The sequence below is a fragment of the Lysinibacillus fusiformis genome (genome assembly GCF_002845985.1).
Lineage (GTDB): Bacteria > Bacillota > Bacilli > Bacillales_A > Planococcaceae > Lysinibacillus > Lysinibacillus fusiformis_D.
This window is the reverse complement of the sequence record NZ_PDFK01000002.1, coordinates 278,107-292,758: the sequence shown is the minus strand read 5'-3', so window position 1 is coordinate 292,758 and position 14,652 is coordinate 278,107. Positions and strand designations below refer to the sequence as shown.

Below are 14,652 nucleotides of genomic sequence, written 5' to 3'. Positions count from 1 at the left end.
AAAAGGTTATCCGATTAGTTTAGTAGTAATATCTATATTTATGATTACAGGATGCAATATTCAATTTAAGTATTTAGGATATGCTTATTAATGAATAGACGTTAGCTGTAACTAACTTGAATTAATGTTAAAGAACTTACTTGTTCTGAACATACTCATTTCCATCCAAGTGGTGTGCCAACACCTAGTACGGAGGATATTGAGGTAACGAAGCGAATTGTTGAAGCCGGTTATATTATCGGTATTGAATTAATTGATCATGTGATCATTGGTGATCATCAATTTATTAGCATGAAAGAAAAAGGGTATTTTTAACTCTGCATGAAGCATGCAGAGTTTTTTATGTTGAGCCAGCAAATGCTTTTTATACAGAAAGTTAAACGTCTTCGTTAGGCAGCTATAAAATTTTTGTATTTTTTTGTGGTTTATTGGCGAACCTTTTTCTTTACAAATCGTTAATGTATTCATAGAAACGCTATTATCTTCACAGAAATTGGTAGCCTGATACACGTTGTCTTATGAGAATAAAAATTATATGCTAATCTATACGTACTATTTTTAGTTTAAGAGGGAATTAAAATAGTATCTTTTCTGTGAGATGTAGTATGTGACACTACAAATTCTTGCGCTTTTCCGTTATAATGAACGGTATGAATTTTATCTTTATTCAGGAAGGACTCCCATCGAAATTGGTGGTGAGGTGAATGAGTGTGTAATTTTTTCGAGGTGTCAATCACCAACTGATGAAGATAAAAGCTTTGACAGGTGTGATAGGCTTTGAGAGGAGTCAATTGTGTTTTTTACACAATTAAAGTTCCTGCACATTGTCGTCAAAGATAATGGATGTCAACGAAAGTATGGCTTATATAGAAAGGGAGTACACAATTTGTTTGGACTAGGAAGCAAAGATGTCGGGATTGACCTCGGCACAGCGAATACATTAGTGTTTATTAAAGGAAAGGGGATCGTTTTACGTGAACCTTCAGTTGTAGCAAAAAATACAAAAACAGGAGATATCGTTGCCGTTGGTAATGATGCGAAAAATATGATTGGTCGTACACCTGGCTCAATCGTAGCAATTCGTCCAATGAAAGATGGCGTTATTGCTGACTTCGATATTACAACAGCAATGATCGAATATTACTTAAAAGAGGCATGTAAAAACTCTGGAGGCAACTGGAAAAAACCGAATGTGATGATTTGTGTGCCTTATGGCATTACATCAGTGGAGCAACGTGCGGTTATTGATGCAGCACGACAAGCGGGTGCAAAAGAGGCGTTCACAATTGAAGAGCCATTTGCAGCAGCAATCGGTTCAAATCTTCCTGTATGGGATCCTACTGGCTCAATGGTTGTTGATATCGGTGGTGGTACAACAGAAGTTGCCGTTATTTCTTTAGGTGGTATTGTAACGAGTGAATCCGTACGTGTTGGTGGGGATGCGATGGATCAATCCATCATTTCGTATATTCGTAAAACATATAATTTAACAATTGGTGAACGTACTGCAGAAGCTGTGAAAATGGAAATTGGTACGGCATTGGCAGAAGGTCCAGAGGATAAAATGGATATTCGAGGACGTGACCTATTAACTGGTTTACCAAAAACAATCGAAATTTCTTCACAGGAAATTTCTGAATCATTGCGTGAAGCGGTTGCCTCTATTATTGACGGCGTTCGCAAAACATTAGAACAAACTCCTCCTGAATTATCTGCTGACGTAATGGAACGTGGTATTGTATTAACTGGTGGTGGTGCGCTATTAACAAACTTAGACAAAGTTATTAGCCAAGAAACAAACATGCCAGTCTTTATCGCAGAAGATCCGTTAGACTGTGTAGCAATTGGCACAGGTAAAGCATTAGATCATATCGACTTAATTCGTCAACAACAAGTAAAAGGGTAAGGAGGTTGAGGCAATGCCACACTTTTTCTTCAATAAGAAAGTAATTTTGCTGCTCGTAGGTATGGTTTTTCTTGTGGCATTGATTAGCTTCTCATTACGTGATCGGACGAATGCAACTTTACCAGAGCAAATTATTAAAGATACTGTCGGCGTCGCACAATCGATTGTTGCGAAGCCGGCGAATTATATTAATGGTATTTTTAATAGTATTGACTCCCTCTTAAACACGTACGAAGAAAATAAACGTTTAAAAGCACGCTTAGAAGATTTTGCAGTTGTACAAGCTGAAGCTACGGATTTAAAATCAGAGAATAACAAGCTACGAGAGCTATTGGATAAAACCGAGAGCTTGAAGGCATTTAATCCAATTCATGCAACAGTGATTGCTAGAAATCCAGACCAGTGGGAAGAGAAAATCATTTTAGATAAAGGGTCTTCTCATGGTGTCCAAAAAAATATGGCAGTTATGACGGCGAAAGGTTTAGTAGGGAAAATTATACTAGTAACACCTTTCACATCTGAGGTAGAGCTTTTATATACAAATAATCCAAACTATCGTGTTTCTGCGATGGTATTAGGAGAAAAAGAAGCATACGGTTTAATCGAGGGCTTTGATGAAGAACGTAATAAACTCATTATGAAGCGAATCGATTCTAGCTTAACGGTGAAAGAAGGCGAGCAAGTAGTTTCTTCAGGGCTTGGTGGTATTTTCCCAAAAGGTGTCCCAATCGGAGAAATTACAGAAGTTAGTACAGATGATCATGGCTTAACAAAAATGGCTTATGTCAAACCATCTGCTGATTTTTCAATTTTAGAACATGTTGTCATTGCTAAACGTACATCAACAGTTATTGATGGCTCAGACGGCAATACAACAAATGAAGATTTATCGAATCCGCAAGAGGCGAGTGAAGAGGAGGCGGAATGATGGTTCGATTTCTCATCCCCTCTGTAGCGGTTTTACTATTCTTATTAGAGCCAGAATTTGCTATGCTTTCCCCGATTGAAATTAAAGGGGAAGTCTATTTTCTGGTACCACGTTTTTTAATCTTATATTTAATTTTTATATCCATCTATTACAGCCGTAAACGTGCGGTAATGTATGGAGTTTTTTTTGGTGTCTTGTATGATGTGTTTTACATTGATATTATTGGATTATATTCAGTGCTTTATCCACTTATATGTTTTTTAGCAGGCTCTATCGTGAAAGTTATCCATCAGCACTTAGTTGTGACAACGACAATTTCAGTTGTACTAGTAGCCATTTTAGAATTCATACTATATCAATTTTTCTTCCTAATTGATTTTACAGCAATACCTTTAGCGGATTTCTTACGTTCACGACTACTACCAACAATTATTGCTAATGCTTTATTTTTAATGATTCTTGGTTGGGCCTTCAAATATCTAATTAATGCGCGTGTCTTACAGAGAGCACGTGAAGTTTCTTAATAAAGAACAACGTGAGGTGAGGCATTCATGAAAAAACAGTTAGTTAATATGAAGGGAACGAAGGACGGTTTTGTACTACGTCTAGACGATCAATGTTCGTATAGCGAGTTAGTAGAAGAATTGAAGAAGAAAGTGTTAGAAGGCGGTATCGATGGTAAAGTAGATGTACAATTATACTTAGGCTATCGATACTGTACTGATGAACAAATGAATGAGCTGATAAAAATTGTAGAAGAAACGGAGCAACTTATTGTATCTAAGGTGCAAAGTGAAGTACTGACTGTCCAAGAAAGCAACCAGAAAATGATTGAAGGTCAACAAGATACATATATTGGTGTGGTCAGATCAGGACAAGTTCTGCGTTCATCAGGGGACATTATCATTGTAGGCAATGTAAATCCAAACGGTCGAGTAGAGGCTGGCGGTAATGTATATGTCCTAGGTAGACTAAAAGGAATTGCACATGCGGGTGTGCATGGCAATAAAGAAGCAATCATTGCAGCATCTCGATTTGAAGCCACACATATCATGATTGCTGATCAAGTTCAGGCAATGTCAGATGAACATGTAAACGCGATCAATCAGGCAGAAATGACTTGTGCATTTCTTGGCTATGATGGACGCATTACGTACGATCAAATTCATGCCTTAAAAAATATACGACCATTGTTAAATGTGTCTAAGGGAGGAAGCTAGTGTGGGAGAAGCAATCGTCATAACTTCAGGTAAGGGCGGTGTCGGTAAAACAACGACAACGGCTAACCTTGGGACTGCATTGGCTCTACAGGGTAAAAAAATATGTTTAGTTGATACAGATATCGGCCTACGCAATTTAGATGTCATTTTAGGTCTCGAAAATCGTATTATTTATGACCTAGTTGATGTGGTGGAAGGACGCTGTAAAATCCATCAAGCATTAATTAAGGATAAGCGCGTAGATGAGAAACTATTTTTATTACCTGCTGCTCAAACAACGGATAAAAACGCTGTTACCCCTGAGCAAATGAAGAGCTTAGTAGAGGAATTGAAAAGGGATTATGATTATGTATTAATCGATTGCCCTGCCGGTATTGAACAAGGCTATCGTAATGCTGTCGCTGGTGCAGATCATGCGATTGTTGTGACAACACCTGAAATCTCCGCTGTTCGTGATGCAGATCGTATCATTGGTTTACTTGAACAAGAAGAGATTACAGCACCTAAACTCATCATTAATCGTATTCGACAGCATATGATGAAGAGCGGTGATACATTGGATGTCAATGAAATTACTACACATCTTTCTATTGATCTATTAGGCATTATTGTCGATAGTGAGGGTGTCATCTCATCTTCCAATAAAGGTGAACCAATCGTCATGGACCCATCAAATAAAGCATCATTGGGCTATCGCAATATTGCCCGTCGTATTCTTGGTGAGTCCGTGCCATTGATGGCTATTCAAAATGAGCAAAGAGGTATGTTTTCAAAACTTAAGGCTCTATTTTCAAAATAAATGACAACCTTTTCGTACAAATGTACGAGAAGGTTTTTTCTTGTGCATGTTTGGACATGCAATCTCATATAGTGTGGAAAAAAGGATGAGAGCTTGTTTAAAAAATGGAAATGGTTCGTCACGATACTACTTGTGGCAGCAATCATGCTTGTAATTCGTTTAGAAGATCAAGGCGTAGTAGATACACCCGTTCGAAAGCTTGTAACAACCTCTGCAGATTTAACCTATTTAAGTGAGCTCGGACAAAGTTGGTTCGAAAAAGAAAAAGAGACCATCATGGTATCAAGTGATGTAGGGCAGGCCGATCTTCTAACATTTGCTAATGCCCAAGTTTTTAAAGAAGGTTATTTATTGCAGTATGATGTTGGTTTACCGATCTATGCTGGGCAGAATGGGTTGGTGGTTTTTACTGGTCATACAAAGTATACGGGCAAGACTATGACAATCAGCTATGAGGACGGGACAACGGTATCTTATGGTATGTTAGATAGTTTAGCGCAGCTCCCTTATACATCGATTCAAGCTAATGATTTAATTGGTATGAAAGAAGCTGGTCAATTATATATGTCCATTGAAAAGGGAGATACTCATTATGATTTAGAGCAAATTGTACAATGGCTTGAATCGACGGAGACCAATGAGGATTAAATTACATCTTCTATGTATCCCTCTGGTATTTGTCATGATTTTTAGTGGACAATTAGCTTATTACGCCATCATTTTATTTTCTTTGCTGTGGCACGAGGCAGGTCATTTAGTAGCAGCAGTATTGTGCGGAGTGAAGGTGAAATCATGCGTTATTACACCATATGGGGGAGAAATTCAATTTGAAAATCCAGCGGTTGTGCAAGCTTCGTCACTCCTATGGATTGCATTAGGAGGACCAATCGCTACCATTATTGGGATTGGCCTCGCTTTTTTTATGCCTGATCTGCTCGCCACTAAGCTAATAACTGTACAATTAGTGTTACTAGCTGTAAATATTGTGCCCATCATACCGTTAGATGGTGGCAGGCTAGTATTAGCCTGGCTATTTTTAAGTTATCCAAGAGCTCAAGTGGTGGAAATGTATTATTGGTTGTCTTTCATCATTGCCACTACACTATTACTAGTCACTTTCAAGTTCTTGCCACAGTCTATTTTTTTAGCCATCATTAATTTATTCATTTGGCTGCAAGCATTGAAAGAATGGCGCTATCGAAAATATAGAGTTGCTTTTGAAAAATATGTTATGAATAGATTGACTTAAAAAAAAACGTATGGTAATATTTTAATGTTATTGTTTGTAGCACCCGTGCTACTACAACCGCTCTGGAAAGGTTTAAGTATCTAATAAGATCACCTTTTAAAACAGGCGAGTCTGAGTCTAAGAGGAGGTGCAGTAAAATGTACGCAATTATTGAAACTGGTGGTAAACAAATCAAAGTAGAAGCTGGTCAAGAAATCTATGTTGAGAAATTAGGCGTAGAAGCTGATGAGGTTGTTACTTTTGATAAAGTATTATTCGTAGGTGGCGAAAACGTTAAAGTTGGCGCTCCATTCGTAGAAGGCGCTACAGTAACAGCTAAAGTTGTTAAAGAAGGCCGTGCGAAAAAAATCGTTGTTTTCAAATTGAAAGCTAAAAAGAACTACCGTCGTAAACAAGGTCACCGTCAACCTTACACAAAATTAGTTGTTGAAGCAATCAACGCTTAATTGTGAGGTGTAGCGAATGATACAAGTTACGATTCATCACAATGAAAATAGACATGTGTCAGCATTTGAATTTTCAGGACATGCTGGGTACGATGAATCTGGTAAAGATTTAGTGTGTGCAGGAGCATCTACTATTGCCATTGGTACAGTAAATGCTATTTATGCATTATTACAAATTCAACCAGAAGTCGAACAAGCTGCTGAAGGTGGAGGCTATCTTAAGGTAGATTTACCATCAGATTTAGAGCCTGAAGTAGATGCAAAACTACAGTTAATTGTTCAAGTAATGACTGCCCAAGTGTATTCTATGGTGCAAAATTACGGACAATACATCCAAATCAACTACAACCAAGTAGGAGGTGGAACTCGATGAAATTATTATTAGCATTAGATCTTCAACTTTTCGCATCGAAAAAAGGGGTAGGTTCTACTAAAAACGGACGTGATTCTGAGTCTAAACGACTTGGTGCTAAACGTGCTGATGGCCAATTCGTAACTGGTGGTTCAATTCTTTACCGTCAACGCGGTACAAAAATTTACCCAGGTACAAACGTAGGTCGTGGTGGTGACGATACACTATTTGCTAAAGTTGACGGCGTTGTTAAATTCGAACGCTTAGGTCGCGATCGCAAACAAGTATCTGTATATCCAACTACACAAGAAGCTTAATCTTTTATAAGATAACATAAAGCGGAGGACTGCATTTATTGCAGTCCTTTTTTTGGCTAAATTTCAACAATGCCGATTCTGGTCTCAATTAAGCTGAGGCATAATTGATTAAAGAATTAAGGGAAAAATAGAGCAAAACTTGTTATACTAGTAAGGATAACTTTATTGGAGTGAATGGGATGAACAATCAATCACTAACCATTAGTGAAGTATTACGTTTTGCAAATCATGATTATGTGAATCAACTGCAACTGATTCGCATGAATTTAGATTTAGGTAGAATTGATGAATCAAAGAAACTTATTCAACATTATTCAGAACAATTACGCGTGTTTTCTATCCTCAATCGACTACAATTACCACAAACAATGGAGTGGCTACAAACAGCAGGATGGCGTTATCCATCACTAGCATGGAAGCTAAGCGGTGAGATAAAAAAGCCAGTGACCAACAATATTGATCGGGAAGTTGTAGACTATTTAAACAAAACAGTTATGCATGTTTATGATACATTAGATCCATTTACAGAGCAGATCCTAACGCTTGATGTACGTGTTGACGATCATACATTTGCCGTGACATTCACGCTAAATGGGTTATGGAGTGCTGATGCATTCACCGAAAAAGGTTTGAAACAATTCGACATTCAAACAATTGAGCAGACAACTACGCGCTGGCAATATGTCTTGAGTGCAAATAGGGAGTGAACTAAATGTTTGTCGATCACGTAAAGATTTTTGTTAAAGGTGGCGACGGTGGAGATGGTATGGTTGCCTTCCGTCGAGAAAAATATGTACCAAATGGTGGTCCAGCTGGTGGAGATGGTGGACATGGCGGTAACGTCGTATTTGAAGTAGAAGAAGGCTTACGAACGTTAATGGATTTCCGCTATAAACGTCATTTTAAAGCGCCTCGTGGTGAACATGGGATGAGTAAAGGCATGCATGGTAAAAATGCAGAGGATTTAATCGTTAAAGTTCCACCAGGCACAGTGGTTATGAATGAAGAAACAAATGCAGTTATTGCCGACTTAGTGGAGCATGGGCAAAGAGCCATTATTGCGAAAGCTGGCCGAGGTGGACGAGGAAATTCTCGTTTTGCCACTCCTGCCAACCCAGCGCCAGAACTTTCTGAAAAAGGTGAGCCAGGACAAGAATTAAATGTTATATTAGAGTTAAAAGTTTTAGCAGATGTAGGATTAGTTGGTTTCCCAAGTGTTGGTAAATCAACGCTTTTATCAGTGGTTTCTGCTGCTAAGCCAAAAATTGGTGCATATCATTTTACGACAATTGTACCGAACTTAGGCATGATTGAAACGGAAGATCACCGAAGCTTTGCGATGGCAGATTTACCTGGGCTTATTGAAGGGGCACATGAAGGGGTAGGATTAGGCCATCAATTTTTACGACATATTGAACGTACACGCGTTATTGTCCATGTTATTGATATGTCAGGAATGGAAGGTCGCGATCCATATGAAGATTATTTAACAATCAATGAAGAGCTAAAACAATATAATCTTCGTTTAACAGAGCGCCCACAAATAATTGTAGCCAATAAAATGGATATGCCAGATGCAGAAGAAAACTTAGCAGCATTCCGCCAAAAGGTAGGAGAAGATGTTCAAATTTTCCCAATTTCTGCTGTTTCACGTCAAGGGTTAAAAGAGCTGTTGTTTGCCATTGCGGATCTACTGGAAGTAACGCCTGAATTCCCACTATATGAAGATGTAGAGGAGCAATCAGACGCAACTGTCATGTACAAGCATGAGGCAAAAGGTGAAGATTTCGAAATCACTCGTGACGATGATGGTACATTTATTATTAATGGTTATGCCATTGAGCGTTTATTTAAAATGACGGACTTTAGCCGTGAAGATGGTATTCGTCGTTTTGCTCGTCAATTGCGTGCAATGGGTGTGGATGAGGCTCTGCGTCAACGTGGAGCACAAGATGGCGATACAGTACGCCTACAAGAGTTTGAATTTGAATTTGTCGATTAAGACATGAGTTTTAGGGGGAAGCGTATGAAGAATGTTGCGAATCAGCGATATTATTTAGTTCGTGAGGATGTTTTAACGGATGCAATGCAAAAAACTTTGGAAGCGAAACACTTACTATCAAGTGGTTCAGTATCTTCCATTTGGGATGCGGTAAAGCAGGTGGATTTATCGCGAAGTGCGTTTTACAAATATCGTGATGCGGTTTTTCCTTTTCATTCAATTGTGCAGGAACGCATTTTAACAGTCTTTTTACAGCTTCAAGATAGAAAAGGAACACTTGCTAAGCTTTTAGAAACTGTGACAATTACACATTGTAATGTATTGACAATTCATCAAACGATTCCGATTCAGGGACGTGCCAATGTTACTTTATCATTAGATGTAACAAGCATGACCTGTGATCTTGATGACCTCATTCAGCAATTAAAGCGCTTAGATTTTGTAGAATCAGCAGAAGTAATTAGTTCTGGAGCATTATAATAACAGTACAGTGTTCAATCCTTTAATTTTTGACAAAAATGAATTATCGTGTTTAATAAGACTGCTAGGTCAGAATGCGATAACAAGCTCAAATAAGGAGCTGTCCCAACAGTGAGTAATCTCGCGGGACTGCTCCTTATTGTGCCATAAAGGAGGTATTTGCAATGACAAAGCAACAATGGGAAAATAGAATCGCCTATTTAGGACCAGAAGCATCATTTACATATTTAGCAACAAAGGCTACTTTTCCAAATGAGTGGCTTGTACCGTGTGCGACGATTCCAGAATGTATAGAGGCTGTCGCGGAGGGAAAGGTGGATTTAGCCGTCGTTCCGCTAGAAAATGCCTTAGAGGGCTCTGTAACATTAACATTAGATTATTTATTCCATGAGGCAACACTCTATGTGACAGGTGAATTATTGCTAAAAATCCAGCAGCATTTAATGGTGAATAAAGCGCAAAAGGATCATTGGCAGTCTATCGCAGGTGTTTATTCCCACCCACATGCACTAGCTCAATGTCATAAATACTTATTTTATCGTTTCAGTCATGTGCCATTACATCAAACAACTTCCACAGCGGCAGCAGCGAAATATGTATCAGAAAATCCACAAGAATGTATAGCCGCAGTAGGCAATGCAGCAGCAGCCGAAAAATATGGTCTTGACATAGTTGAATCGAATATCCATGATTTCCATTTTAACCATACACGTTTCTTTGTACTGTCCAAGCAAAATAAACGATTGCCGCAAGAGCTATCTGAAGGGCAAGCTAAGACAACGTTTATGATTACATTGCCAACGGATCGTTCAGGGGCATTGCATCAGGTGCTTTCTGTTTTTGCATGGCGTCAACTGAATTTAAGTAAAATTGAATCACGTCCACTTAAAACGGGCTTAGGTGATTATTTCTTTATGATTGATGTATTAGCAGATGAAAAAGAACCGATGATGCGTGGCGCCATGGAAGAATTAGCTGCACTAGGCTGTAAGGTAAAATCTTTGGGTACTTACTTCACTTATGTTACATCAGACGAGGCAGAATAGCTGTAGGGAGGAATGGTAATGGCAGGCATCATTTTATTTGATGGTATCTGTAATTTTTGTGATAGCACTGTTCAATTTATTATCAAACACGATGAAGCTGGCTATTTTCAATTTGCGTCACTTCAAAGTGATATCGGCCAAGCATTGCTCAATCAGTACAATATACCAAAGAATATAGATAGTGTGATTCTGATTGAACAAGGGAACGTCTCGCTGGAATCTACCGCAGCATTAAACATATGCAGGAAATTGGATGGACTGTGGCCTTGCTTCTATGCCTTGATTCTTGTTCCCCCCATTATCCGTAATGCGCTGTATCGATTATTTGCTAAACAACGCTATCGTTTATTTGGTCAAAAAAGTGAATGCTTATTGCCCACACCTTCTCAACGGCAACGATTTCTTTCCTAGTAGCGCACGGGTTTATAATATCCGCAGAGAGTGGAAAAATACTTTCGCTCAGGATCAAAATACTCGCGAAGAGAAAAGAAATACTGTCGCTCAAGCGTCCAATCAGAAGCATAACATTTGCAATCAAAACAGAAAGCACCGTATGAAAAAGGATATCATACGGTGCTTTTGCTATTTATTGATCTGACACTAAGTAGCCCTTTTTTTGTAGGGCTTGTTCAATTAAAGTTAAAACTTCAACAGAGGGTGCAGAGATGACATGCAGATGAATGCCACCAGTAAGGGCGGATAAATAATTGGCCTGTGTGGCATTGACACGTTCGATAAACTGTTTCACTTCATGGCGATTTGATACCATAATGGAGGCAGTAAGTTCACCATATATTGGATGTTCTACAATAACATTTTTGACAGTACCACCACAATCGACAATGATCATTAATTCATCCTCTGTTTGCTCTGAGGTATGCAAGCAAGGGAACGTACGTTCAACGGTTTGCTGTAATTGTTCCTGATGCATATAAAGATAGCCCTGGCTTGTGGCAATAATGGGCTCATTTCTTGCCTTTAATAGAGTCATATCATTGACGATAACTTGTCTAGAAACATTGGCGAACTTAGCCAAGTCTGTCCCAGTTATAGGTGCTTTACTGTTTTTTAATTGCGCTAAAAGTTGCAGTCGGCGTTCTTCGCCTAACATTTTTTTCATAAGAGTTCACCTCTGCTCATAATAAAGGAATCAGCATTCCTTATGTTTTAGTGTACCATGAAGCATTTCTAACTTGCTGAAATTTTTGTATCCAAATGAAACATTGAACATATGATACGTAGAGAGGAAGGGAGGAAAAAATTGCGTATTCATATTGTTCAAAAGGGAGACACCTTGTGGAAGATTGCGAAAGAGTACGGCATTTCGTTTGAAGATTTGAAGCGGCTCAATGTCCATCTTGCCAACCCAGATTATATTGTTCCAGGTATGGAAATTATATTGCCTGAAAAAATAAACAAAGAGCCGCATAGAGAATCACATAAAGAAATGCCGAAAAAGGAAACACAAGTGCATAAGGAGGCACCGAAGGAAAGTCCTAAAAAAGAGGTACAGCGACCGATGCCACCACCGCCGCCTATTGTACCGCCACCACCAGCTCCTATGCCAATGCCAGAACCACAAATGATTCCGATTCCAATACCGATGCCAATGCCTATGCAAATGCCACAACAACCGATGTGGGTACCGCAGCCTGTGGAAATGAATTGGCACCAACAATTGGTGATGCCACAAATGGAGCAAAATGTTACAATACCACCTGTACAAATACAGCCACCACCACCGCCAGCACCTACACCACCACCTGTAGCTCAACCGAAGCCAATGCCACAACCAGCGCCACAGCCACCGATGCATATCATGCCACAAATGCCTGCTGTCCCACATTGCTCAAGTTGTCATCAACCGATCTATCATCAAATGTGGTGGCCGATGATGCCAATGCAACCTCAGGTCGAGCATTATACGATGCCACAACAGCCAATGTCTTGTGACATGCCAGATCATAAAGTAGGTGGGATGGAAGACTTTTTAGAGTCTACATCACCATTCTTCCATACACAGGATCAGCAAATGAAGCCACAAATGGATATGAATATGGGTCAATCTTGTGGCTGTGGTACACAGCCAATGATGATGCCTGATATGAACATGGGTCAATCCTGTGGCTGTCATCAACAACCAATGATGATGCCTACATGGCAAATGGATCCTTGTCATTGTCCGCCACCACCATGTCCGACACATTGTCCACCGCCGTGCCCACCAGCAGGGGGACAATGGATGTCACCGCACTATTTCCCAGGCGGGATGACGCCTTATCGATGGTGAAAAAGCGTATATTGTAGAAGAGTTAAAGTCAAACATTTGGAAATATAAGTATGAATCGAATCATTATTTTGTCAAACGAGCGAAGCAAGTGGAAATTGCAGAGAAGGTGAGAGCAATTCATCGCCAGTTAGGACGCATGGAGCCTTCTCTGATCTTACCATTGGTCCAGAGTGATGATGAGCAGTTAATTGTGCAAGTATGGCAAGAAGGAAGCCATGGTGCTAACTTTGCATATAAAAAAGATCGCGAAGAATCTCTTAAATTATTAATAGCTTTACATGATACACATAAAAAAATAGCTTGGCAGCGAGTGCCAGGCTTGCATACCTACTCGCAGCTTTTAAAATGGCAAATGCGTCATATGCGTTTTAAAAGTAGAAGAAATGAGTTTCGAGCTTTTTTAACAAAAGAAGAAATTGATCAAATTGTGCATTATAGTGATAAATCTTTACAACTGATTGCATTAGAGGATGCGCCTGAAAAAGAAATCACACTATTACATGGGGATGTGGTTCATCATAATTTTTTATGGTGCTCTGATGGACAATTACGTTTAATTGATTTTGATTTAGCACATCTTGGCGAAGCAGATGATGAATATATTTTATGGTTGCATCGTGTATTACCTGCTGTTGATTATGATCTTGGGAAAATTTTTGCCGAATTACCTGAGCTGAAACGACTGGATAAAAGAAAGCTCCATCGTTTGAAATATCCGAATGAGCTATTACGAGAATGGCTTTTTGCAGTGGATTTACCACTAGAGCAACAGCTAGTATTTTTAGATTATTTAGTGCCATTCACAAAACGAGCCCTCACCTATTGGCCAAAACTGTGGTACGATATTGATAGATTTGTTAAAAAATGACCGTCATTTGGCGGTCATTTTTGTTTGGCAACAGCACTTTTGCCACTACTTTTTGTCGAGCATTCGTTCGCTATATGCTATAATCGAAGACGATGATTGTGAGGGATTATAGATGTATGATTATTTAAAAGGACAAGTAACTCGTATTACACCTGAGTTTATAGTATTAGAACAACAAGGTATTGGCTGGCAACTTCATACGCCCAATCCGTTTGCATTCCGCACATCAGCCCTAGAGCAACAGATATATGTTCATTTGCATGTACGAGAGGATGCACAAGTTTTATATGGTTTCCCTAATCTAGATCAACGTGAGCTATTTCGAAAGCTAATATTAGTATCTGGCATAGGGCCAAAGGGGGCTCTAGCGATTTTAGCTACTGGGAATCCGCAACAGGTTATTAGTGCCATTGAGCGGGAGGACGAAGCGTTTTTAGTGAAGTTCCCTGGGGTTGGGAAAAAAACGGCACGTCAAATGATTCTTGATTTGAAGGGCAAGCTAGGTTCGTTATTAGATACATTGGAGCTTCCTAGTGCAGAACATGAGCTACCATTGTTTGGTGTGAATCCTTATAAGCATGAGCTAGAAGAAGCTATACTGGCGTTAATGGCACTTGGTTATTCTGAAAAAGAGCTCGAAAAAATTCGTCCACAGCTTGAGGACAACGACAAGCTGGAAACGACAGATGCCTTTATGAAACAAGCATTGCAACTATTGCTAAAAATAAAATAAGGAAAGGAGGGAAGGT

Annotated in this window: 19 protein-coding genes, 1 pseudogene and 1 other annotated feature; of the genes and pseudogenes, 19 read left to right on the top strand and 1 reads right to left on the bottom strand. The window is 39.2% G+C overall.

The window, feature by feature from the left end; translation table 11 throughout:
- Positions 1-156: 156 nt before the first annotated feature.
- The 16 genes and pseudogenes from CRI88_RS07500 to CRI88_RS07425 form a co-directional block, all read left to right on the top strand.
- Positions 157-315, top strand: a pseudogene (locus CRI88_RS07500) (JAB domain-containing protein); the annotation flags it as partial.
- A 571-nt stretch (positions 316-886) separates the two neighbouring features.
- Entirely contained in the window at positions 887-1,906 is a 1,020-nt protein-coding gene (locus CRI88_RS07495; RefSeq protein ID WP_036124163.1) for a rod shape-determining protein, read from the top strand.
- 13 nt (positions 1,907-1,919) lie between these two features.
- Positions 1,920-2,834, top strand: a complete 915-nt coding sequence (mreC, locus tag CRI88_RS07490) for a rod shape-determining protein MreC (protein ID WP_036124096.1) — start codon at positions 1,920-1,922, stop codon at positions 2,832-2,834.
- Positions 2,834-3,358 (top strand): rod shape-determining protein MreD, encoded by a 525-nt coding sequence (gene mreD / locus CRI88_RS07485; RefSeq protein WP_080717089.1) that lies wholly within the window; start codon positions 2,834-2,836, stop codon positions 3,356-3,358. The genes mreC and mreD overlap by 1 nt, the downstream gene beginning before the upstream one ends.
- A gap of 27 nt (positions 3,359-3,385) precedes the next feature.
- Positions 3,386-4,054, top strand: coding sequence for a septum site-determining protein MinC (gene minC, locus CRI88_RS07480; protein ID WP_036124102.1), 669 nt, complete (start codon positions 3,386-3,388; stop codon positions 4,052-4,054).
- 1 nt (position 4,055) lies between these two features.
- The gene (gene minD / locus CRI88_RS07475) at positions 4,056-4,853 is read left to right on the top strand and encodes a septum site-determining protein MinD (RefSeq protein WP_036124107.1); all 798 of its coding nucleotides are present in this window, start codon (positions 4,056-4,058) and stop codon (positions 4,851-4,853) included.
- 93 nt (positions 4,854-4,946) lie between these two features.
- Positions 4,947-5,501: a peptidoglycan DD-metalloendopeptidase family protein gene (locus tag CRI88_RS07470; protein ID WP_036124111.1), complete on the top strand. Its 555-nt coding sequence runs from the start codon at positions 4,947-4,949 to the stop codon at positions 5,499-5,501.
- Entirely contained in the window at positions 5,491-6,102 is a 612-nt protein-coding gene (locus tag CRI88_RS07465; RefSeq protein ID WP_036124114.1) for a zinc metalloprotease, read from the top strand. The genes CRI88_RS07470 and CRI88_RS07465 overlap by 11 nt, the downstream gene beginning before the upstream one ends.
- Positions 6,103-6,147: 45 nt before the next feature.
- Positions 6,148-6,225: a sequence feature (ribosomal protein L21 leader region), on the top strand.
- A gap of 14 nt (positions 6,226-6,239) precedes the next feature.
- Entirely contained in the window at positions 6,240-6,548 is a 309-nt protein-coding gene (rplU, locus tag CRI88_RS07460; protein WP_036124117.1) for a 50S ribosomal protein L21, read from the top strand.
- A gap of 16 nt (positions 6,549-6,564) precedes the next feature.
- On the top strand, positions 6,565-6,921 hold the full coding sequence (locus CRI88_RS07455) for a ribosomal-processing cysteine protease Prp (RefSeq protein WP_036124121.1): 357 nt from the start codon (positions 6,565-6,567) through the stop codon (positions 6,919-6,921).
- Positions 6,918-7,217: a 50S ribosomal protein L27 gene (rpmA, locus tag CRI88_RS07450; RefSeq protein WP_016991892.1), complete on the top strand. Its 300-nt coding sequence runs from the start codon at positions 6,918-6,920 to the stop codon at positions 7,215-7,217. The genes CRI88_RS07455 and rpmA overlap by 4 nt, the downstream gene beginning before the upstream one ends.
- 179 nt (positions 7,218-7,396) lie before the next feature.
- Entirely contained in the window at positions 7,397-7,924 is a 528-nt protein-coding gene (locus CRI88_RS07445) for a Spo0B domain-containing protein (RefSeq protein WP_101966522.1), read from the top strand.
- Positions 7,925-7,929: 5 nt separating this feature from the next.
- Complete coding sequence (obgE, locus tag CRI88_RS07440; protein WP_036124130.1) at positions 7,930-9,219, top strand: GTPase ObgE; 1,290 nt, start codon at positions 7,930-7,932, stop codon at positions 9,217-9,219.
- Positions 9,220-9,243: 24 nt separating this feature from the next.
- Positions 9,244-9,699, top strand: coding sequence for an ACT domain-containing protein (locus CRI88_RS07435; protein WP_004226679.1), 456 nt, complete (start codon positions 9,244-9,246; stop codon positions 9,697-9,699).
- A gap of 164 nt (positions 9,700-9,863) precedes the next feature.
- Positions 9,864-10,745, top strand: coding sequence for a prephenate dehydratase (pheA, locus tag CRI88_RS07430; RefSeq protein ID WP_036124134.1), 882 nt, complete (start codon positions 9,864-9,866; stop codon positions 10,743-10,745).
- Positions 10,746-10,763: 18 nt separating this feature from the next.
- A complete protein-coding gene (locus CRI88_RS07425; protein ID WP_036124137.1) occupies positions 10,764-11,156 on the top strand; it encodes a thiol-disulfide oxidoreductase DCC family protein in 393 nt (130 codons plus the stop codon).
- 175 nt (positions 11,157-11,331) lie between these two features.
- Here the strand turns inward: CRI88_RS07425 and CRI88_RS07420 are convergent, their stop codons facing one another.
- Positions 11,332-11,865, bottom strand: a complete 534-nt coding sequence (locus CRI88_RS07420) for a transcription repressor NadR (protein ID WP_036124139.1) — start codon at positions 11,863-11,865, stop codon at positions 11,332-11,334.
- A gap of 141 nt (positions 11,866-12,006) precedes the next feature.
- Here CRI88_RS07420 and CRI88_RS23135 point away from each other — a divergent pair, with 141 nt between their 5' ends.
- The 3 genes from CRI88_RS23135 to ruvA all read left to right on the top strand — a co-directional run bounded on the left by CRI88_RS23135 (position 12,007) and on the right by ruvA (position 14,636).
- Entirely contained in the window at positions 12,007-13,035 is a 1,029-nt protein-coding gene (locus CRI88_RS23135; RefSeq protein WP_101966521.1) for a LysM peptidoglycan-binding domain-containing protein, read from the top strand.
- On the top strand, positions 13,025-13,903 hold the full coding sequence (locus CRI88_RS07410; RefSeq protein WP_308221982.1) for a phosphotransferase: 879 nt from the start codon (positions 13,025-13,027) through the stop codon (positions 13,901-13,903). Before CRI88_RS23135 ends, CRI88_RS07410 begins: the two co-directional genes overlap by 11 nt.
- 112 nt (positions 13,904-14,015) lie before the next feature.
- Positions 14,016-14,636, top strand: coding sequence for a Holliday junction branch migration protein RuvA (gene ruvA, locus CRI88_RS07405; RefSeq protein ID WP_058843999.1), 621 nt, complete (start codon positions 14,016-14,018; stop codon positions 14,634-14,636).
- Positions 14,637-14,652 lie beyond the last annotated feature (16 nt).